The organism is Pseudomonas sp. H3_D04 (genome assembly GCF_054669175.1).
In genome coordinates this window covers 1,243,236-1,260,973 of sequence record NZ_CP162801.1, presented here as the reverse complement: position 1 = coordinate 1,260,973, position 17,738 = coordinate 1,243,236, and the positions used below count along the sequence as shown (strand labels likewise).

21 protein-coding genes are annotated in these 17,738 nt (G+C 59.3%); 9 read left to right on the top strand and 12 right to left on the bottom strand.

The window, feature by feature from the left end; all coding sequences use genetic code 11:
* Positions 1–25: 25 nt before the first annotated feature.
* From AB4N91_RS06075 to AB4N91_RS06050, 6 genes are all read right to left on the bottom strand, one after another.
* Positions 26–259 (bottom strand): hypothetical protein, encoded by a 234-nt coding sequence (locus AB4N91_RS06075; protein ID WP_010456617.1) that lies wholly within the window; start codon positions 257–259, stop codon positions 26–28.
* 176 nt (positions 260–435) lie between these two features.
* Positions 436–1,311 carry a polyamine aminopropyltransferase gene (gene speE, locus AB4N91_RS06070; RefSeq protein WP_010456619.1) on the bottom strand — a complete coding sequence of 292 codons (876 nt, stop codon included), beginning with the start codon at positions 1,309–1,311 and terminating at the stop codon, positions 436–438.
* A gap of 247 nt (positions 1,312–1,558) precedes the next feature.
* Positions 1,559–1,750 (bottom strand): PLDc N-terminal domain-containing protein, encoded by a 192-nt coding sequence (locus AB4N91_RS06065; RefSeq protein WP_010456621.1) that lies wholly within the window; start codon positions 1,748–1,750, stop codon positions 1,559–1,561.
* 64 nt (positions 1,751–1,814) lie between these two features.
* Positions 1,815–2,345: a hypothetical protein gene (locus AB4N91_RS06060; protein WP_010456623.1), complete on the bottom strand. Its 531-nt coding sequence runs from the start codon at positions 2,343–2,345 to the stop codon at positions 1,815–1,817.
* 246 nt (positions 2,346–2,591) lie between these two features.
* On the bottom strand, positions 2,592–3,110 hold the full coding sequence (locus tag AB4N91_RS06055; protein WP_010456625.1) for an ankyrin repeat domain-containing protein: 519 nt from the start codon (positions 3,108–3,110) through the stop codon (positions 2,592–2,594).
* 96 nt (positions 3,111–3,206) lie between these two features.
* Complete coding sequence (locus AB4N91_RS06050) at positions 3,207–5,033, bottom strand: long-chain-acyl-CoA synthetase (protein ID WP_460112186.1); 1,827 nt, start codon at positions 5,031–5,033, stop codon at positions 3,207–3,209.
* Positions 5,034–5,377: 344 nt separating this feature from the next.
* Here AB4N91_RS06050 and AB4N91_RS06045 point away from each other — a divergent pair, with 344 nt between their 5' ends.
* Entirely contained in the window at positions 5,378–5,656 is a 279-nt protein-coding gene (locus AB4N91_RS06045; protein ID WP_010456630.1) for a DUF3509 domain-containing protein, read from the top strand.
* Positions 5,657–5,861: 205 nt separating this feature from the next.
* Here the strand turns inward: AB4N91_RS06045 and mtnC are convergent, their stop codons facing one another.
* Genes mtnC through aroC form a run of 5 tightly spaced genes read right to left on the bottom strand, consistent with a single transcriptional unit; the run spans position 5,862 to position 10,023 of the window.
* On the bottom strand, positions 5,862–6,545 hold the full coding sequence (gene mtnC, locus AB4N91_RS06040; protein WP_145305850.1) for an acireductone synthase: 684 nt from the start codon (positions 6,543–6,545) through the stop codon (positions 5,862–5,864).
* A gap of 4 nt (positions 6,546–6,549) precedes the next feature.
* On the bottom strand, positions 6,550–7,095 hold the full coding sequence (locus AB4N91_RS06035; protein WP_010456634.1) for a 1,2-dihydroxy-3-keto-5-methylthiopentene dioxygenase: 546 nt from the start codon (positions 7,093–7,095) through the stop codon (positions 6,550–6,552).
* Positions 7,096–7,129: 34 nt separating this feature from the next.
* Positions 7,130–7,756 carry a methylthioribulose 1-phosphate dehydratase gene (locus tag AB4N91_RS06030; protein WP_460112185.1) on the bottom strand — a complete coding sequence of 209 codons (627 nt, stop codon included), beginning with the start codon at positions 7,754–7,756 and terminating at the stop codon, positions 7,130–7,132.
* Positions 7,753–8,898, bottom strand: a complete 1,146-nt coding sequence (locus AB4N91_RS06025; RefSeq protein ID WP_460112184.1) for an MFS transporter — start codon at positions 8,896–8,898, stop codon at positions 7,753–7,755. The genes AB4N91_RS06030 and AB4N91_RS06025 overlap by 4 nt, the downstream gene beginning before the upstream one ends.
* 33 nt (positions 8,899–8,931) lie before the next feature.
* Positions 8,932–10,023, bottom strand: coding sequence for a chorismate synthase (gene aroC, locus AB4N91_RS06020; protein WP_083376042.1), 1,092 nt, complete (start codon positions 10,021–10,023; stop codon positions 8,932–8,934).
* 129 nt (positions 10,024–10,152) lie between these two features.
* Here aroC and AB4N91_RS06015 point away from each other — a divergent pair, with 129 nt between their 5' ends.
* Positions 10,153–11,106, top strand: a complete 954-nt coding sequence (locus AB4N91_RS06015) for an alpha/beta hydrolase (protein WP_460112183.1) — start codon at positions 10,153–10,155, stop codon at positions 11,104–11,106.
* 99 nt (positions 11,107–11,205) lie between these two features.
* Positions 11,206–11,997 carry a hypothetical protein gene (locus tag AB4N91_RS06010; protein WP_172791408.1) on the top strand — a complete coding sequence of 264 codons (792 nt, stop codon included), beginning with the start codon at positions 11,206–11,208 and terminating at the stop codon, positions 11,995–11,997.
* A 126-nt stretch (positions 11,998–12,123) separates the two neighbouring features.
* Here the strand turns inward: AB4N91_RS06010 and prmB are convergent, their stop codons facing one another.
* A complete protein-coding gene (gene prmB / locus AB4N91_RS06005) occupies positions 12,124–13,032 on the bottom strand; it encodes a 50S ribosomal protein L3 N(5)-glutamine methyltransferase (protein ID WP_010456646.1) in 909 nt (302 codons plus the stop codon).
* Positions 13,033–13,270: 238 nt separating this feature from the next.
* Here prmB and AB4N91_RS06000 point away from each other — a divergent pair, with 238 nt between their 5' ends.
* From AB4N91_RS06000 to AB4N91_RS05975, 6 genes are all read left to right on the top strand, one after another.
* Complete coding sequence (locus AB4N91_RS06000) at positions 13,271–13,861, top strand: cysteine hydrolase family protein (RefSeq protein WP_010456648.1); 591 nt, start codon at positions 13,271–13,273, stop codon at positions 13,859–13,861.
* 130 nt (positions 13,862–13,991) lie between these two features.
* Positions 13,992–14,312: a hypothetical protein gene (locus tag AB4N91_RS05995; RefSeq protein ID WP_010456650.1), complete on the top strand. Its 321-nt coding sequence runs from the start codon at positions 13,992–13,994 to the stop codon at positions 14,310–14,312.
* Positions 14,313–14,399: 87 nt separating this feature from the next.
* Positions 14,400–14,957 (top strand): Smr/MutS family protein, encoded by a 558-nt coding sequence (locus AB4N91_RS05990; RefSeq protein ID WP_010456652.1) that lies wholly within the window; start codon positions 14,400–14,402, stop codon positions 14,955–14,957.
* A gap of 77 nt (positions 14,958–15,034) precedes the next feature.
* A complete protein-coding gene (folE, locus tag AB4N91_RS05985) occupies positions 15,035–15,580 on the top strand; it encodes a GTP cyclohydrolase I FolE (RefSeq protein WP_003204506.1) in 546 nt (181 codons plus the stop codon).
* Positions 15,581–15,681: 101 nt separating this feature from the next.
* Positions 15,682–16,053, top strand: a complete 372-nt coding sequence (locus tag AB4N91_RS05980; RefSeq protein ID WP_010456661.1) for a glutathione S-transferase N-terminal domain-containing protein — start codon at positions 15,682–15,684, stop codon at positions 16,051–16,053.
* Between the two features lie 335 nt (positions 16,054–16,388).
* Positions 16,389–17,738: an NCS2 family permease gene (locus AB4N91_RS05975; protein WP_042932677.1), complete on the top strand. Its 1,350-nt coding sequence runs from the start codon at positions 16,389–16,391 to the stop codon at positions 17,736–17,738.

Sequence of the window (17,738 nt, the reverse complement as noted above, 5' to 3'; positions counted from 1 at the left end):
TGGATAAGAATGAGACAGGTGTTGTTCAGATTGGCGTGATGACGAGGATTTGAATGCTGTTCTGCGCTTTGAGACTTTTTACGCCGGCATCAGCGGTTCGCCCTTCCAGATCATTCAGATCCAGTTCAGCGGCGACAGGAAGGAGCCGGCCTTTGATGAGTTTCGCGGCTTGCTCGTTATCCGGGCACTTGTCGCACTCAAAGACTTCATCGACTGTTTCACCGTGATCATCCACGAAAGTGATTTTCCACTTTTGCATCAGTGCCTCCTCGAACAAACCCGCAAATGGGCTTACATCCATCTGGACGTTTGGCCTGAGTGATCGTTCAAACGGATTACCGCATGCAGGTATGAAAAACATACAGGAACCTGCAGGAGCGAAGCTTTCGCGAGCAAGCTTCGCTCCTGCAAGGGGGTTATGCGTACATCTTCAGTTTAGTCGTTGCTTGGCTTGTTGATCGCTTGCAGCACGTATTGCGGCAAGGCGAAGGCGCCGATGTGGATTTCCGGGTTGTAGTAGCGGGTGATGATGCCGCTGCCGGCGAAACGCTGTTGCAGGGTTTCGCGGGACAACTTGCGATAGGCGGTGTTGGTCGCCCCCCAGGCAAAGGTCATCGAGCCGCCGATGTAGGTCGGCACCGCGGCCTGATAGAAGTGCCAGTCCGGGAACAGACTGCGCAGGCGACCCGCGGTGGTTTTGACTTCTTCGATCTGCATGAACGGTGTGCCGTTCTGCGTGACCAGGATGCCGCCCTCGTTCAGGCAGCGACGGCAGGCCTGGTAGAAGTTTTCGGAGAACAGCACTTCACCCGGACCGATCGGGTCAGTGGAATCGGAAATGATCACGTCGAATTTTTCGGTGGTGGTGGCGACGAAACGCATGCCGTCATCGATTACCAGATTCAGGCGGGGATCATCGAACGCACCCTTGGAGTGGTTCGGCAGGAATTCCTTGCACATGTCGACCACGGTGCCGTCGATCTCGACCATGGTGATGTGCTCGATGCTGCGGTGCTTGGCCACTTCACGCAGCATGCCGCCGTCGCCGCCACCGATAATCAGTACACGTCTGGCGGCGCCATGCGCCAGGATCGGCACGTGGGTGAGCATCTCGTGGTAGATGAATTCGTCGGCCTCGGTGGTCTGGATCACGCCGTCCAGCGCCATGACCCGGCCCATGCGCGGGTTCTCGAAAATCACCAGGTGCTGGTGTTCGGTGCGCACTTCGTGCAGCAGTTTTTCCATGCGAAAACGCTGGCCGTAGCCTTCGTAGAGGGTTTCCAGGTATTCGCTGGTGGTGATGTTGCTCATGGGAAGTGCTCCGATGAATGCGGTGGCAACGGACGGTTACCCGCCCATGATGGCCAATCGATCGGCTCGATTAACCAGGAAAGGCGCGCATTCTACGTTGCGGAAGATGACAGGTCGAACCTTCTGACACCCACATACCTGTAGGAGCGAGGCTTGCCCGCGAAGAACGATAACTCGGTCTCTCTGTTAAACCGTTTAATCGTTCTTCGCGGGCAAGCCTCGCTCCTACAGGGGAGCGGTGTTGGGGTCAGATCCGCACATTGCCCCGGGGCCCGGCGATAGCCCAGATGATCAGGCCCAGGACAGGCAGCAGCAGAATCAGCAGCACCCAGATGATTTTCATCCCTGTGTCAGCGCCACTTTTGAGCACGTTGATGATTGCCCAAATGTCCAGGACAAGAATAATCAGGCCGATCAGGCCATTGAACGTGGAACCCATGGTGTCGCTCCCTAAGAGTGGTGTGCACTCTTAGGATAGCCGGGCCTTGCGAGGGTTCCGTTTTTTAAACGTGGACCGCTATTTTCAGGGCTTCGAGCGATGGCGCGGCGGTGATACCCACTTGCGCGCACAACTCGAGCACGCGCGGTACGTCGTTGCCGTAGACCAACACCACTTGCAGTTCGTCGTCGAGCAACTGGCTGAAGTTCATCAGCGTGTAACCGCCGTTTTCCTTGTTCATGCTGCCCATCTGCACCTGAATGCGGTTGAGCGCTGTCAGAGCTTCGGTCTTGGCCAGTTGCTTGGGTTTGATGTTGAAATCAACGCCGGGGCCGAACGAGGCGACGATCTGGGCGAACAGGTCGACGTAGGTGTCGGCCTGGAACAGCACGGTTTCGGGCAGGCTGCCCACTACAACCCACTCGCCCAGTGGAATCGGGAAGGAGTCGTCGTAGTTGATATCCGGATTGGCCGTCAGAAAAGCCTCGGGATCGGCGTAGGCCTGAGCCGCTTCGTCAGCGACTTTCAGGATTTCGTCATCGCTCATGCACCCGGAGCTGATTTTAGTGATGAGTTCGACGAGTGCGGCTTTCATGGGGCGGATCCTGTAGCGAGTGAATTTTGAGGGCGCGAAGGATAGCGCATTCGGAGAGAGTTACCGAGCAGACCAAAACTGCGTGGCGAGGGCGCTTGCTCCCGCTCGGCTGCAAAGCAGTCGTCAATCAGGTGAAAGCGGTCGACCTGATCTACTGCGGTGAATGGTTTTGGGGCCGCTTCGCAGCCCCGCGGGAGCAAGCTCCCTCGCCATAAAAGCCTCGATACCACAGGGGAGCGTGCGTATTCAGGCCAGCAATTTTTGCAACTGCGCGGTGGTATCGACCGCGCCCATGGTTTTCGCGGCGTCCAGCGCGGTGACGCCATTGGCATCCTTGGCTTTCGGGTCGGCGCCTTTGCTGATCAGGTAATCGACGATTTCAACGCGGTTGAACATCGCCGCCATCATCAGCGCGGTGCGGCCGTCGAAGGATGAGCCTTCCACTTGTGCGCCACCCTCGACCAACGCCTTGACCACCGCCAGGTCGCCCTTGAACGCGGCGCCGGCAATCGGGCTCTGGCCGTTGTCGTTGCGGATTTCCGGGTCGGCCTTGTGTTCCAGCAGCACTTTCACCGTCTCCACGTGGCCGTGGTAGGCGGCGAGCATCAGCAAGGTGTCGCCCTTGTGGTTGCGCAGGTTCGGCGGCAGGCCTTTGGTCAGCAACGCAGCCATCATGGCCGCATCGCCCTCGCGTGCCTTGTTGAATACCTGTTCGGCAAATTCAGCGGCTTCTTCGGGGGTCATCTGGCGGCTTTGGTCTGACATCGGGGACTCCACTGTCTGTCATTCGGAAAGCCGACAGTTTCCCGAGCAGCCCCAAGGCTGTCACTTCTTTTTTCTCAAGAGCCGCCATAGCCACATTCAATAGCGGTACTTGCCGCCGCGAATATCCGCCAGGATCTGGTCGGTGACTTGCACGTAAGTCTGGGTGCCAGGCAGCCAGGCGTAGATCGGGTCATCGCCGGTTTTGCCGGGGTCGAAGGCTTCGTCCTTGAGCCGGGTCTTCTGGTATTTGAAGGTCCCGGTGGTTTCCATTTTCACTTTCACCCGCAGGAAAAGCGGCACCGCATACGCGGGCATTTGCTCGCGGGCAAACGCCAGTAACTCGCTGAAATCCAGGGTCGCCAAGGATTCGGCAGGCGTGATCGCGGCCATGCCGGCACGTCCGTTGGTGTTCAGGATTTCCACGCCATACGCCACGGCTTCTGAAATATTCGGGTGTTGCAGCAAGATGTTCTCGACCTCGGTCGTCGAGACGTTCTCACCCTTCCAGCGATAGGTGTCCCCCAACCGATCAACAAACTGCGCATGGCCAAAACCGATATTGCGCAGCAGATCGCCCGTATTGAAGTAACGGTCGCCCCGGGTGAACACGTCGTGGAGCACGACTTTTTCAGTCTTCTGCGGATCGGTGTAACCGTCCAGCGGCGCCTTGTCGTCGATTCTCGCCAACAACAGACCCTGCTCGCCTTTGGCGACTTTGCGCATGAAGCCCTTGGCGTCACGAATCGGCTGGCCGCTGTCGTGGTCGTAGGCCACCAGCTCCCAGGCCATCAGGGAAAAACCGATGGTGTTGTCGAAGTTGAGGATGTTGGTGAAGCCGATATTGCCGTCGCTGGCGGCGTACAGCTCACAAATGTGCTCAACCGCAAAGCGCGTCTTGAACTCGCGCCAGGCGCCGGGCCGCAGGCCATTGCCGATCATCTTGCTCACGCGGTGTTTGCTGTCCTCGGCCGTGGGTGGTTGATCCACCAGGTAGCGGCATAATTCGCCGACGTAACCAAGGGTGGTCGCCTGGTATTTGCGCACGTCGTTCCAGAACTGGCTGGCGCTGAATTTGCGGCGGATGGCAAATCCTGCGGCGCCGCTGATCGCCGCCCCCCAACACACGCAGAGCCCGGTGGCGTGATACAGCGGCAAGGTGCAATAGACGACATCCTCAGGCTGCATATTCAGGGCGATCTGGCCGAAGCTCGCCGAGCTGCGCATCCAGCGACCGTGTTTGAACACGCCCGCCTTGGGCAACCCGGTGGTGCCTGAGGTGTAGATATAGAAACAAGGATCGTCGAAGAAAACCTGCTGGCTGCTGGCCGGATTTTCACTGGACGCCTGGGCGCTGGCGCTCATCAGGTTGATGAAACCATCGGGGGCATGGCCGGGATGTCGATAGGTGTCTTGATCGGCGACGAACCAGGTGCGCGTCGGCTCGATCGACACCCGCTCGCGGACGGCACTGAAAGCCGGGACCAGTTCTTCGCCCACAATGATCGCCGCAGGCGCCACGAGGTTCAGGCTGTGGGCCAGGGTGTCGCGGGTTTGCGAGGTATTGAGCAAGGCACTGATCGCGCCGACCTTGGCCACTGCCAGAATCGTCACCAGCAGTTCTGGACGGTTCTCGAGAAAAACCGCCACCACATCACCCTTGCGGATGCCCTGGGTAATCAGGTGATGGGCGATGCGATTGGCCCACTGATTGACCTGTGCATAACTCAGCGTCACGTCGCCTTGCAGCAACGCGGGCCCATCGGGATTGCGCAAGGTCGCTTGCTCGAACGTCCAGCCGAGGCCACACGCTTGGGTCGGGTCCTTGACGTTGGCAACCTTCATGCCCTTCACCACCCGAGGAATGGCTTGGGCAATGGAAGGCAGTTTGCGGAGCATCATGCTCCAGGTAATCGTGTCGCTCATGCTTGCTCCCGTTCGATCTTTTTATTGTCGGGCGGCGGTCTATGAGTCCGAAAATACGTCAGCGGTTCTTGAGCTGTACACGCGGTTTTTGAAATGTTTTGTATCCGCGCCCCGAGCGTTCGAGATCGCGAACCTCAGCGCGGGTGATTGGTTCCATCCAATCGAGGCCGACCCCGCAAAATGCAGGATGCACGATGGCCATTCATGCAGATTGCACGAAACCGAAAATCCACCAAAAATATAAATCATTGATTTATAACGATTTTAAAAATATCAGGTGCTGGCACAATCACTGCAACTACCTCTCCATGCTTGCCAATCAAGTGCTAACGGAGCTGATAGACATGAGCCTGATCCAAGAAAAATTTACCTCCCTGTTCTCCAACTTCGAAGTGAACACCCAACCACGTCCGGATGGTGGCATTCTGCTGACCCTGCGCAGCACCGAAGGCAAAGTGTTCAAGCGTTCGATTTCGTACCAGCAATTGCATGCCGGCGATCAGTTGTCGTGGGTGATCAGTGCAATTCGCCGTGATCTGGCCGAACAGGCCAGCGAACTGCCGCAGATCTCCATGCTGCAAAGCCAGCAGCGGTTTGCCCTGCCGACCTATCACTCGGCGTGAACCTTGCGGTTGTGTAGATAAACGCGCTGTAAAAAAACAGGCCGTGAGAGCTTTCGCTCCACGGCCTGTTTTGTTTTTGAAGCTGCACTGAGCCTTTGTAGGAGCGAAGCTTGCTCGCGAAGGCGATGGAGCAGATGTCAATAATGTTGACGGACACGCCGCCTTCGCGAGCAAGCTTCGCTCCTACAGGTAAGTCGTTTCGACGTTAAAAGGCGGAAAGATCAATCCGGGCAAAACTGTCGACGGTGACATGCCCTGCCAGCGCCCCGCCTTCCCGGGCCAGTCCGCAAGTGGCCATGCCAGCGGCGCGCGCCGCGTCCAGTTCCTCGACGATATCGGACAGAAACACAATCTGCGCAGCCTCCAGCCCGATCGCCTGGGTGATGCGCTCGTAAGAGTGTGCTTCACGCTTGGGCCCCGACGTGGTGTCGAAATAGCCGCTGAACAAGGGCGACAAGTCCCCCGCCTCCGAGCAACCGAAGATCAGCTTTTGTGCCTGGATCGAGCCCGAGGAATACACAAACAGTTTAAAACCGTCCTGATGCCAGCGCTTGAGCGCTTCAACGGCGTCCGGGTAAACGTGACCTTTCAACTGTCCGGCCTGATAGCCCTGCTCCCAGACCATGCCTTGCAATGCTTTCAGCGGCGTGGCCTTGCGGTCTTCGGCAATCCAGCCCAGCAGGATTTCGATCACCCGCTCAACGTCGGCGTCCGGTTCGTTGCTGTCACGGCGCACGGCGGCCAGTTGCTCGGCCACATCTGCGCGCCCGGCGTGCTGGCGAACAAATTCCGGCAGGTGTTTGGCGGCATACGGAAACAGCACGTCGAACACAAAACTCACCGCGCTGGTGGTGCCTTCGATGTCGGTGAGAATCGCTTTGATCGGCATCGGCTCAGTCCTCAAGACGCGGGAAGCGGCTGGCGATGTCTTCGCCGGTGAAGTTGGCAACCCAGCCTTCAGGGTTGTTGAACAGTCGGATCGCGACGAAGTGCGGATGCTCGCCCATGTCGAACCAGTGCGGCGTGCCGGCCGGTACGGAGATCAGGTCGTTCTTCTCGCAGAGCACCGCGTAAACGTAATCGTCGATGTGCAGGGTGAACAGCCCACGGCCGGCGACGAAAAATCGGACTTCGTCTTCGCCATGGCGGTGTTCGTCGAGGAACTTGGCGCGCAGTTCGGCTTTTTGCGGGTGATCGCTGTTCAGGCTGATCACGTCGACGGTGACGTAACCGCGCTCGGTCATCAGTTTGTCGATCTGTTCCTGGTACGCCGCGATCACTTCTTCCTGACTGGCGCCCGGCTGGATTTTCGCGGTAGCTTGCCAGCGGTCGAAACGCACGCCCTGCTCGGCCAGGGTCGAGGCGATGTCTTCGAAATGGGTCAGCACCTTGTTCGGAAGATCAGGGCTTGAGACGTGGTAAACGGACAGGCTGCTCATCAGGGCAACTCCTTAACGGTTCATGCGTTGCGGTTCATGCTTGACGGTTCAAAACCGCGCGCATCTTCAACTCGCATTCGAACAAAAATTCAAACGCTTCGATCTGCCTCAGGGCGTCGCTCATGCGCGCGCCCCAGGTGTAGAGGCCGTGGCCGCGAATCAGGTAGCCGACGCAATCGGGATGGGCTTCTAGCCAAGGCTGCACCTTGGCGGCGAGGCGCGCAATGTCCTGGTCGTTGTCGAAAATCGGCACGCACACCCGGGACTCGTGGGTCGAGACGCCGCTGAAAGCTTTTTGCAGTTCGTAATCTTCGAACTCGATGAAATCTTCTGGCGTCAGGCGCGACAGCACCGTGGCGTTCACCGAATGGGTGTGCAGCACCGCCCCGATCTCCGCGCGCCAGCTGTAGAGCTGGGTGTGCAGCAAGGTTTCGGCGGACGGTTTTTTGCCCGGTTCCAGGCTGTTGCCCAACAGGTCGGTGACCAGCACATCATCCACACCCAGCTGGCCTTTGTGCTTGCCGGACACGGTCAGCAGCGCCTCGGTCGGCGACAGGCGGGTCGAGTAGTTGCTGCTGGTGGCCGGCGACCAGCCGCGACCGTACAGAAAACGCCCGGCGTCGATGATTTCCTGGGCGAGGTGTTCACGGGTAAGGCTCATGGCCTGTCCTCTTGCATGCGTGTGGCAATGATAACGGCAGCGGCGAAGGCTGCGAGACTGGCAATACTAAAGGTGAGCGTGGCCCCGAGGGCGTTCCAGCTGTAGCCGGAATACAACGCGCCCAATGCGCCGCCAGTGCCGGCGAGCGCGGCGTAAAGCGCCTGGCCCTGACCTTGCTGACGCGCACCGAAGCTACGTTGCACGAACTGGATGGCAGCGGCGTGAAAGCTGCCGAATGTTGCAGCGTGCAGCACTTGGGCAAACAGCAGCACCCAAAGGAATTCGGCCAGCGAGCCCAGCAGCAACCAGCGCACGGCCGCCAGCAGGAAACTCACCAGCAGCACCCGACGCACCGAGAAGCGCGCGAGGATTTTGCTCATGGCCAGAAACATCAGGACTTCGGCGACCACGCCGACCGCCCAGAGCATCCCGATCACGCCTCGACTGTAACCGAGCCGTTCGAGGTGCAGGGTCAAAAAGGTGTAATAAGGCCCGTGGCTCACCTGCATCAGCGCCACGCAAGCGTAAAACGCCAACACGCCGGGATTGCGCAATTGCCTGAGAAAACCGTCTCCGGCAATGCGTTCGCCCTGAACCGGTTGAGCGTTGGGCACCCACAGGCTGCTGACGACGATGCCGGCCATGATCAGCACCAGCGCCACCGGGTAAATGTCGAGGCTCAGCCATTCGAACATCCGGCCGAGCGCGACCACGGTGATGATGAAACCGATGGACCCCCAGAGGCGGATCTGACTGTAGCGCGACGTCTGCCCTTTCAAGTGCGCCAGGGTGATGACTTCGAACTGCGGCAACACCGCGTGCCAGAAGAACGCATGCAGCGCCATGACCATCGCCAGCCAGGCGTAGGTCTGGCTGACGAAAATCAGCGAAAACGTCAGCAGGGTGCAGACGGCGCCGAAGCGCACGATGGCCAGGCGGCGGCCGGTGTAATCACCCAGCCAGCCCCAGATGTTCGGTGCCACGCAACGCATCAGCATCGGGATCGCCACCAGTTCGCCGATGCGCGCGCTGGAGAAACCCAGGTGATCGAAGTACAGCGCCAGAAACGGCGCTGTCGAACCGAGCAAGGCGAAATAGAACAGATAGAAACTGGAGAGCCGCCAGTATGGGAGCGCCGCCACGTCGTCAGACCGCAGCGGCGTTGAGGTCAGCCATTAAAGCTGACCCAGCACCGGCGTGCTCACACGCACGTCGGCATTCTGCCCGCGATGACGCAACAGGTGATCCATCAGCACAATGGCCATCATCGCTTCGGCGATCGGCGTGGCGCGGATGCCGACGCAGGGGTCATGTCGGCCCTTGGTGATGACGTCCACCGGGTTGCCATGAACGTCGATCGAGCGGCCCGGCGTGGTGATGCTCGAGGTCGGCTTGAGGGCCAGGTGCGCAACGATCGGCTGACCGGAGGAGATCCCGCCCAAAATGCCGCCCGCGTTGTTGCTGAGGAAGCCTTCCGGGGTCATTTCGTCGCGGTGTTCAGTACCGCGCTGGGCGACGCTGGCGAAACCGGCGCCGATTTCCACGCCTTTCACGGCGTTGATGCTCATCAGCGCATGGGCCAGTTCGGCGTCGAGGCGGTCGAAGATCGGCTCGCCGAGGCCTGGCATCACGCCTTCGGCGACGACGGTGATCTTCGCGCCGACCGAATCCTGATCGCGGCGCAACTGGTCCATGTAGGCTTCCAGCTCCGGCACCTTGTCCGGGTCAGGGCTGAAGAACGCGTTCTCTTCCACCGAATCCCAGGTCTTGAACGGGATCTCGATCGGGCCGAGCTGGCTCATGTAGCCGCGAATGACGATGCCCTGGGTGGCCAGGTATTTCTTGGCAATCGCACCAGCGGCTACACGCATGGCGGTTTCGCGGGCGGAACTGCGTCCGCCACCGCGGTAATCGCGCTCGCCGTATTTGTGGTGATAGGTGTAGTCGGCGTGGGCCGGGCGGAACAGATCCTTGATCGCCGAGTAGTCCTTGGACTTCTGGTCGGTATTGCGGATCAACAGGCCGATGGCGCAACCGGTGGTGCGACCTTCGAACACGCCGGAGAGGATTTCGACTTCGTCGGCTTCCTGGCGCTGCGTGGTGTGGCGGCTGGTGCCGGGTTTGCGGCGATCCAGATCGCGCTGCAGATCCTCAACGGAAATCTCCAGCCCCGGCGGGCAGCCGTCGACAATGGCGACCAACGCCGGACCATGGCTTTCGCCCGCGGTGGTGACAGTGAACAGCTTGCCGTAGGTATTGCCGGACATGCAGGACGCTCCGTGAAATGAACCTGAATACGTAATGCGCGCCAGTATACGCAGGCTACCCAAGTAGTTCATCCTCGAACCTTATGGGTGCCCGCGAGTCCAACCGGCACCTTTGTGAATGATGGCGTGATGATGCTGCGAGTTCTAGCCTTGAGCCTTACCCTGTTTACCGGCTTTGCCCAGGCCACTGTCCTGCAACGCCCGATCACTTTGGATACCGGCACCGGGGAGCTTTTCGGCTCGCTGTTGCTGCCTAAATCCGACACCCCCGTGCCCGTTGTCCTGATCATTTCCGGCTCCGGTCCTACGGATCGTGACGGAAACAACCCCGACGGCGGCCGTAACGACAGCCTCAAGCGGCTGGCCTGGGTGCTGGCCAAACACAACATCGCCAGCGTGCGTTACGACAAGCGCGGCGTGGCGGCGAGCCTCGCAGCGACGCCGGACGAGCGCAATCTGTCGGTGGAAGCTTATGTCGCCGACGCCGAGGCCTGGGGCCGCAAGCTCAAAACCGACCCGCGCTTTGGCCAGCTGATTCTGCTGGGCCACAGCGAAGGCGCCTTGATCGCCAGCCTTGCGGCGCCCAGCGTCGATGCCGCCGCGGTCATCTCCATGTCGGGCAGCGCCCGGCCGATCGACCAGGTGTTGCGTCAGCAATTGAGCAATCGCCTGCCACCGCCGTTGATGCTGCGCAGCAATGAACTGCTCGACAGCCTCAAGGCCGGCAAAACCGACGACAACGTGCCGCCGCAGTTACAGGTGATTTTCCGCCCGAGCGTGCAGCCGTATCTGATTTCGCTGTTCCGTCAGGACCCGGCGGCGGCGTTCGCCAAATTGAAGATGCCGGCGTTGATCATCCAGGGCAGCAACGACATTCAGGTCGGCGTCGGTGACGCCAGGATGCTCAAGGCGGCCAAACCGGACGCCGAACTGGCGCTGATCGAAGGCATGAACCACGTCATGCGCATCGTGCCCAACGACGTGAAACGGCAAATGGCCTCTTACAAGGACCCGCAATTGCCGTTGGCCGCCGAACTCGGCGCGCGAATCCTCGAGTTTATTGACGGACTTCGCACCAGTTAGCCACTACTCACCCTCCAGTCCTGAAAAAAACGGCCGATAAGCCTTTGTCGCCAGCGCTATGACTGACGACAAGCAGAGCTTGGACAGGATCTCGCCGTTATGACTGATACCCAGACTTCACCCGACACGACCGCTGAAAAAGACACACCGCCAGCGGTCGAGCTGCCGTGGGCGGACGTTCACGTCGAGCACCACAAGATGCTCCGCCTGGCGCCGCTGCAAACCGACCGCAATACCGGTGGGCGGCCATTGCGCTTTGTCGAATTCGGTTACGCCGACCGCCACAGCAAGGACCACAGCCTGATGCGCATGAGCATCAAGCTGCCCAGCCAGCGCGTGCGCAAAGAGCAGAACCATCTGGACGTGTGGGTCGATCACACCGCCAAGCGTGTGCATTTCGAGCCTGAAAGCGGTTTGCAGATTGAACCGATGAACCGTGGCATCGGCCGGTTCATGGCCGCCCAGGGCATCACTTGGGCGAAGAAGCGTTGGCCCGGCTACACCGTCGACGGCACGGATCTGAACAATAAAGATGCGTTGAACGAAGACACGCGCCTGCGCCGCGATCACTTTCTCAAGGCCCATGGTTTTGAAGTGGTCTACGCCGACGCCCAGCATTTGAAAGGCAGCGTCAAAGAAGTAAAGGTCGAAGACCTGCTGGGTGACTGGAACAGCGAAAAGCTGCAAGTGGTGGAAATACTCGAAGCCGCGCAGATGCTTCAACAGGCCGAGCAGAATCTGGCCGAGCAGGAAGTGAAGCTGAAGAAACACGAAGAGAAGGTCAGCAAGTACAAGCGTGAAGACGCCGGTCTGCGCTTTACCATTACGTGCCTGGTGGCGTTTGCGGTGTTTCAGGCGGGGTTACTGATCTGGATTGCTACGCACCGGTAACGATCCGAGACCGCGGCGCGGTCTTCGCGGGCAAGCCACGCTCTCACCGATTTTGCGTCGTGCCCAAATGATGCGGCACACACAAGACCTGTAGGAGCGAGGCCTGCCTGCGAAAGCGCCCTAAAGTCAGACGCGGGAAGCGAACAGGGCCTGATGATCGCGGCACTGCTCCGCACTCAACATAAACACACCATGCCCACCGCGCTCGAAATCGAGCCAGGCGAAGTCGACTTCCGGGTACAGCGCCTCAACGTGAACCTGGCTGTTGCCCACTTCAACTATCAGCAAGCCCTTCTCGGTCAAATGATCCGCTGCTTCAGCGAGCATCCGTCGCACCAGGTTCAAACCATCATCACCGCAGGCCAGGCCCAGTTCAGGTTCATGCTGATATTCGTCCGGCATGTCGGCGAAATCTTCCGCGTCAACGTAAGGCGGGTTCGACACGATCAGGTCGAAACGCTGACCCGGCAAGCCGTCAAACCCATCACCCTGAACGGTGTACACCCGCTCATCAACGCCATGGCGCTCGATGTTCTGGTTGGCCACTTCCAGCGCTTCGAACGACAGATCGGCCAGCACGACTTCGGCGTTCTGGAATTCGTAGGCGCAGGCGATACCGATGCAACCGGAACCGGTGCACAGGTCGAGAATCCGCGCCGGCTCGGCACCCAGCCACGGCTCGAAACGCTTTTCGATCAGCTCGCCAATCGGCGAGCGCGGGATCAGCACACGTTCGTCGACAATGAACGACATCCCGCAAAACCACGCTTCGCCCAGCAGGTAGGCGGTCGGAATGCGGTCTTCGATGCGGCGTTTGAGCAAGCGTTGCAGATTGACCAGTTCGTCATCTTCCAGGGCGCAGTCGAGGTAGCTGTCGGCGATTTCCCACGGCAAGTGCAAGGCACCCAACACCAGTTGACGGGCTTCGTCCCAGGCGTTGTCGGTCCCATGGCCGAAAAACAGATCCTCCCCATGGAAGCGGCTGACGGCCCAACGGATATGGTCACGCAGGGTACGAAGGCGGGAAGTGATCACGGGGGTAAACTCCAGAAAAAACGACTGGCGATTCTAACAGCCAAAACGCGCCACGACGACGCGGGAAAACAGCAGATCAGATGTAGGACATGTCCATTTTCACTGTTGGCTATTGAACAAAACCTGCATCTTGACAAGGCTGCACGCCAGCAACGACGGCGCCTGCGATAGTAGCGATTCACAGAACCGCTCAGCCAGAGGACAATGTCGCAAAAGCCCCACTCCAAGGAGCCCCAGAATGTCCGTTCCAAAAACGATGTTTCAACTCAGCGGCCGCGGTTACGCAGCAGCCAATCTGGGTCATGCGACCCTTGTCATCATCGATGCCCAGAAAGAATACCTCAGCGGCCCGCTGGCCCTGACCGGCATGGATGCTGCCGTCGCGAACATCAAGCAACTGGTGGCCGCTGCCCGTGCCGCCGGTCGTCCGATCGTGCATGTGCGCCATCTCGGCACCGTGGGCGGGCTGTTCGATCCACAGGGCGAGCGCGGTGAGTTTATCCCGGGCCTGGAGCCGCTGGCGGACGAAACCATTATCGGCAAACTGCTGCCGAGTGCGTTTCACGGCACCCCATTGTACGATCGACTGCAAGAACTCGGCTCTCTGGACCTGATCGTGTGCGGCTTCATGAGTCACTCCAGCGTCAGCACCACCGTGCGTGCCGCAAAGAACCTGGGCTTTCGCTGCACCCTGGTTGAAGACGCCTGCGCGACTCGCGATCTGCCCTACAAAGGTGGCGTACTCACAGCCGAGCATGTTCAGCACACCGAAATGGCGATCATGGCGGACAACTTCGCCACCCTCGCGCTCACTCATGAACTGATCTGATCGGCCTCGAAGAGCGGTCAATACCGCCGCTCATCCGCAAAAGCCTCTCATTTGCTGCAATTGACTTAGCCTCAGGAACAACCCGGACAACTCCCGGTCGAAGGGCCGATACCCATTGAGGAAGGTCGGAATGAAGTTATCCGATGGTTTTGACGCACGCCGCTTGCGGCCCAAGGGCCAACGCAACTGGCGTTTTCGATTCGGCGCAGCCTTTGCTGCCTTGCTGGCGACGTGCGGTGTGTTGCTGGCAATGGCCGGCGCCGCCAGCCTGCTCGGCCGCCCTCCGGCCCTGGGCGAATTGAATGCCAGCCCGCTGGGCTCGGCGATCATTCTGGCGGTTGGCCTGTTTGTGCTTTATATCGGTGTGTGGCTGTGGCGTCGATGCCGGCGTCGTTCGCGCCAATCGCGAGAGCTGAACATGTCCCCGCACCTGATGAAAAAACACGATTGAATCGAAGGCCCGGCTTTTAGGCGGGCCTCAATTGTTATGGATAGTGCCTCGACTTGGGTAAACTGGCCGCCCTTCGCGGAGGCTGACATGCAAGACGACGATTTTTCCCTGTTCAAAAGTGCGATCCAAGGCGTCAAGCCGATCAAGCACGATCGCGCCGAAACCGGCAAACCCAAGGCCGACCGCGCGCAAATCGCCAAGTTGCGTCAGGCCGCGACCGTTCGCACCGATGCCACCACCGTTGATGGTCTGTCCGATCAGTTCGTGATCGACGTCGGCCCGGAAGACGAGTTGATGTGGGCCCGTGACGGCGTTCAGGAAAGCCAGATACGCAAGCTCAAGATCGGACAGATTCCGTTCGAAGGCAGCCTCGACCTGCACGGCATGACGGTGGAAAAAGCCCGGGAAACCCTCTGGGCGTTCCTGGCTGAAGCAACCAAATTCGAAATCCGCTGTGTGCGTGTCACCCACGGCAAAGCCGTGCGTCTGGACGGCAAGCGGCCGATGATCAAAAGCCACGTCAACACGTGGTTGCGTCAGCATTCCCAAGTACTCGGCTTCACCTCTTGCCAACCGAAACATGGCGGTGCCGGCGCGGTGTATGTGATGCTCAAACGGACCATGATGGAAGGTCGTGACGAGTAAAGCTGTCGCTTCACGCTTGCAGCGCCGTGTTTGCCACCGTACCCTTGCCCTTTGCGAAAATCCCCACAGGTAGTTTCATGTCCCTGGAACAGAATTACACCGCGATTCTCGGCCAATTGGGCGAGGACGTCTCCCGCGAGGGCCTGCTCGACACGCCAAAGCGTGCCGCCAAAGCCATGCAGTACCTTTGCCGCGGCTATGAACAGACACTGGAAGAAGTCACCAACGGTGCCTTGTTCAGCTCCGACAACAGCGAAATGGTGCTGGTCAAGGACATCGAGCTTTACTCGTTGTGCGAACACCACCTGCTGCCGTTCATCGGCAAGGCTCACGTCGCCTACATCCCGAGCGGCAAAGTATTGGGCCTGTCGAAAGTCGCGCGAATCGTCGATATGTACGCTCGCCGCCTGCAGATCCAGGAAAACCTCAGCCGCCAGATCGCCGATGCGGTCCAGCAAGTCACCGGTGCCCTGGGCGTTGCGGTGGTGATCGAGGCCAAGCACATGTGCATGATGATGCGCGGTGTGGAAAAGCAGAATTCGTCGATGATCACGTCGGTGATGCTGGGTGAGTTCCGCGAAAACGCCGCGACACGCAGCGAGTTTCTCAGCCTGATCAAGTAATTCGTTACACGAAGAAAACCGGCATTCATCGCCGGTTTTTTTTCGTCTGTGAAAAATCAGGTAAGCTGCGCGCCTTCCGTTCGCCCTGTGAGGCTTATTCCGTGTTCGTAAAAGCGCTTCGTGTCGGCCTTGGCCAACTGATCATCTTCATCGACTTCATTACTCGCCCAGGCAAGAAGCAGCGCCCCGCCGCCGCTCAGGCTCAGGTCGAAACAGCGGCCAAGGACCTGACGCTGTATCAGTTCCACGCCTGCCCGTTCTGTGTGAAAACCCGTCGCACCCTGCGTCGTCTGAATGTGCCGGTAACGTTGCGCGATGCGAAGAACAACGAACAGGATCGCCAGACCCTGCTGGAGCAAGGCGGCAAGATCAAGGTGCCGTGCCTGCGCATTGAAGAAAATGGGCAGACCACCTGGATGTATGAGTCCAAGGTGATTATTGATTATCTGGATAAGCGGTTCGCAGCTGCCTGACACGGCGGATCTCGAACAAAAATAAACCGGCCCATTGGCCGGTTTATTCGTTTCTACCCTCCCCCCCAGTCGTTTCCCCGCTTGCTTGTGATGCGAGCCGGGCTCGGTCAGCGGTACGACGAAGGTCTCCCTCCCGGCGATATATCCCTATTGCCAAACTTTTCGTCTACAAAATCAAAAACATTATTTGCTTTATTTGTATACAAAAGCATAATCCACTTCGTGCGAGTTTCTGACCAGCCGGTCAACAAATTCGCAAGTGCCTCAAAGGGCCGCTGCCACCCTCATGGGTCCGGCCCTGGAAATAACAATAAAACTCTTGAGGAGTATTCGCTGTGGAAAGCCGCAAATCCGAAGCCCCGACGCTGGAACTCTCGCCGCCGTTACGCAATGGCTTGCTTGAGCGCATTTTCAAACTCAGCTTGCACGGCACCACGGTGAAGACCGAGCTGATTGCCGGTCTGACAACCTTCATCACCATGGCCTACATCATCTTCGTCAACCCCAACATCATGGCCGACGCCGGGATCGATCACGGTGCCGCGTTCGTCGCGACCTGTATCGCTGCTGCGCTCGGTTGCCTGTTAATGGGCCTGTATGCCAACTGGCCGGTCGGCCTGGCACCGGGCATGGGGCTGAACGCCTTCTTCACTTACACCGTGGTCGGCACCATGGGCTACAACTGGGAAACCGCCCTTGGCGCGGTGTTTGTTTCCGGTGTGTTGTTCATGTTCCTGACCTTTTCGCGGATTCGCGAATGGTTGCTCAACAGCATTCCTGTGAGTCTGCGCTACGCCATGGGCGCCGGCGTGGGGCTGTTTCTTGGGTTGATCGGCCTGAAAACCGCCGGCATTGTCGTTGATAGCCCGGCCACCCTGATCAAGCTCGGCTCCCTGCGCGAGCCCGGCCCGTTGCTGGCCGCCATCTGCTTCCTGATGATCGCCGTGCTCAGCTACCACAAAGTGTTCGGTGCGATCCTCATCAGCATCATCACCGTGACCCTCGCGGGCTGGGGCCTGGGCCTCGTCCACTACGAAGGCATCATGTCTGCCCCGCCAAGCCTGGCGCCCACCTGGATGGCCATGAATGTTGCCGGCGTGTTCAACGTCAGCATGATCAGCGTGGTGCTGGCCTTCCTCTTCGTGCACATGTTCGACACCGCCGGCACCCTGATGGGCGTCGCCCAGCGCGCCAACCTGGTGAACGCGGACGGCCGGATCGAAAACCTTTCTCGCGCCATGAAAGCTGACAGTGCTTCCAGCGTGTTTGGGGCTGTAGTCGGCGTCCCACCCGTCACAAGCTATGTGGAAAGTGCCGCTGGCGTAGCGGCGGGTGGTCGGACTGGTCTTACCGCCGTCACCGTGGGTGTGTTATTTATTGCAGCCATGTTCTTCGCTCCACTGGCGGGCATGATCCCTGCTTATGCAACAGCGGGTGCGCTGATTTATGTGGCGATGCTGATGATGGGCGGCATGGCGCACATCGAATGGGACGAAGCGACCGACAGCATTCCGGCGATCGTCACTGCGATCATGATGCCGCTGACGTTCTCGGTTGCCGATGGCATCGCGCTGGGCTTTATCACCTACGTGGTCCTGAAAGCCTTCACCGGCAAGCACAAGGAAATTTCCGTCAGTCTGTGGGTGTTGTGCGCGATCTTCATCGCCAAGTTTATTTTCTTGTAA

What these genes read in the sequence shown, in the direction of transcription:
- AB4N91_RS05995 (WP_010456650.1), top strand. Translation starts at nt 13,992, where the DNA reads ATGAAGTTATCCGATGGTTTTGACGCACGCCGCTTGCGGCCCAAGGGC.
- AB4N91_RS06065 (WP_010456621.1), bottom strand. Translation starts at nt 1,750, where the DNA reads ATGGGTTCCACGTTCAATGGCCTGATCGGCCTGATTATTCTTGTCCTG.
- speE (WP_010456619.1), bottom strand. Translation starts at nt 1,311, where the DNA reads ATGAGCAACATCACCACCAGCGAATACCTGGAAACCCTCTACGAAGGC.
- mtnC (WP_145305850.1), bottom strand. Translation starts at nt 6,545, where the DNA reads ATGCCGATCAAAGCGATTCTCACCGACATCGAAGGCACCACCAGCGCG.
- AB4N91_RS05990 (WP_010456652.1), top strand. Translation starts at nt 14,400, where the DNA reads ATGCAAGACGACGATTTTTCCCTGTTCAAAAGTGCGATCCAAGGCGTC.
- AB4N91_RS06030 (WP_460112185.1), bottom strand. Translation starts at nt 7,756, where the DNA reads ATGAGCCTTACCCGTGAACACCTCGCCCAGGAAATCATCGACGCCGGG.
- AB4N91_RS06055 (WP_010456625.1), bottom strand. Translation starts at nt 3,110, where the DNA reads ATGTCAGACCAAAGCCGCCAGATGACCCCCGAAGAAGCCGCTGAATTT.
- AB4N91_RS06035 (WP_010456634.1), bottom strand. Translation starts at nt 7,095, where the DNA reads ATGAGCAGCCTGTCCGTTTACCACGTCTCAAGCCCTGATCTTCCGAAC.
- folE (WP_003204506.1), top strand. Translation starts at nt 15,035, where the DNA reads ATGTCCCTGGAACAGAATTACACCGCGATTCTCGGCCAATTGGGCGAG.
- AB4N91_RS06050 (WP_460112186.1), bottom strand. Translation starts at nt 5,033, where the DNA reads ATGAGCGACACGATTACCTGGAGCATGATGCTCCGCAAACTGCCTTCC.
- AB4N91_RS06000 (WP_010456648.1), top strand. Translation starts at nt 13,271, where the DNA reads ATGTCCGTTCCAAAAACGATGTTTCAACTCAGCGGCCGCGGTTACGCA.
- AB4N91_RS06045 (WP_010456630.1), top strand. Translation starts at nt 5,378, where the DNA reads ATGAGCCTGATCCAAGAAAAATTTACCTCCCTGTTCTCCAACTTCGAA.
- aroC (WP_083376042.1), bottom strand. Translation starts at nt 10,023, where the DNA reads ATGTCCGGCAATACCTACGGCAAGCTGTTCACTGTCACCACCGCGGGC.
- AB4N91_RS06010 (WP_172791408.1), top strand. Translation starts at nt 11,206, where the DNA reads ATGACTGATACCCAGACTTCACCCGACACGACCGCTGAAAAAGACACA.
- AB4N91_RS06060 (WP_010456623.1), bottom strand. Translation starts at nt 2,345, where the DNA reads ATGAAAGCCGCACTCGTCGAACTCATCACTAAAATCAGCTCCGGGTGC.
- AB4N91_RS06075 (WP_010456617.1), bottom strand. Translation starts at nt 259, where the DNA reads ATGCAAAAGTGGAAAATCACTTTCGTGGATGATCACGGTGAAACAGTC.
- AB4N91_RS06015 (WP_460112183.1), top strand. Translation starts at nt 10,153, where the DNA reads ATGATGCTGCGAGTTCTAGCCTTGAGCCTTACCCTGTTTACCGGCTTT.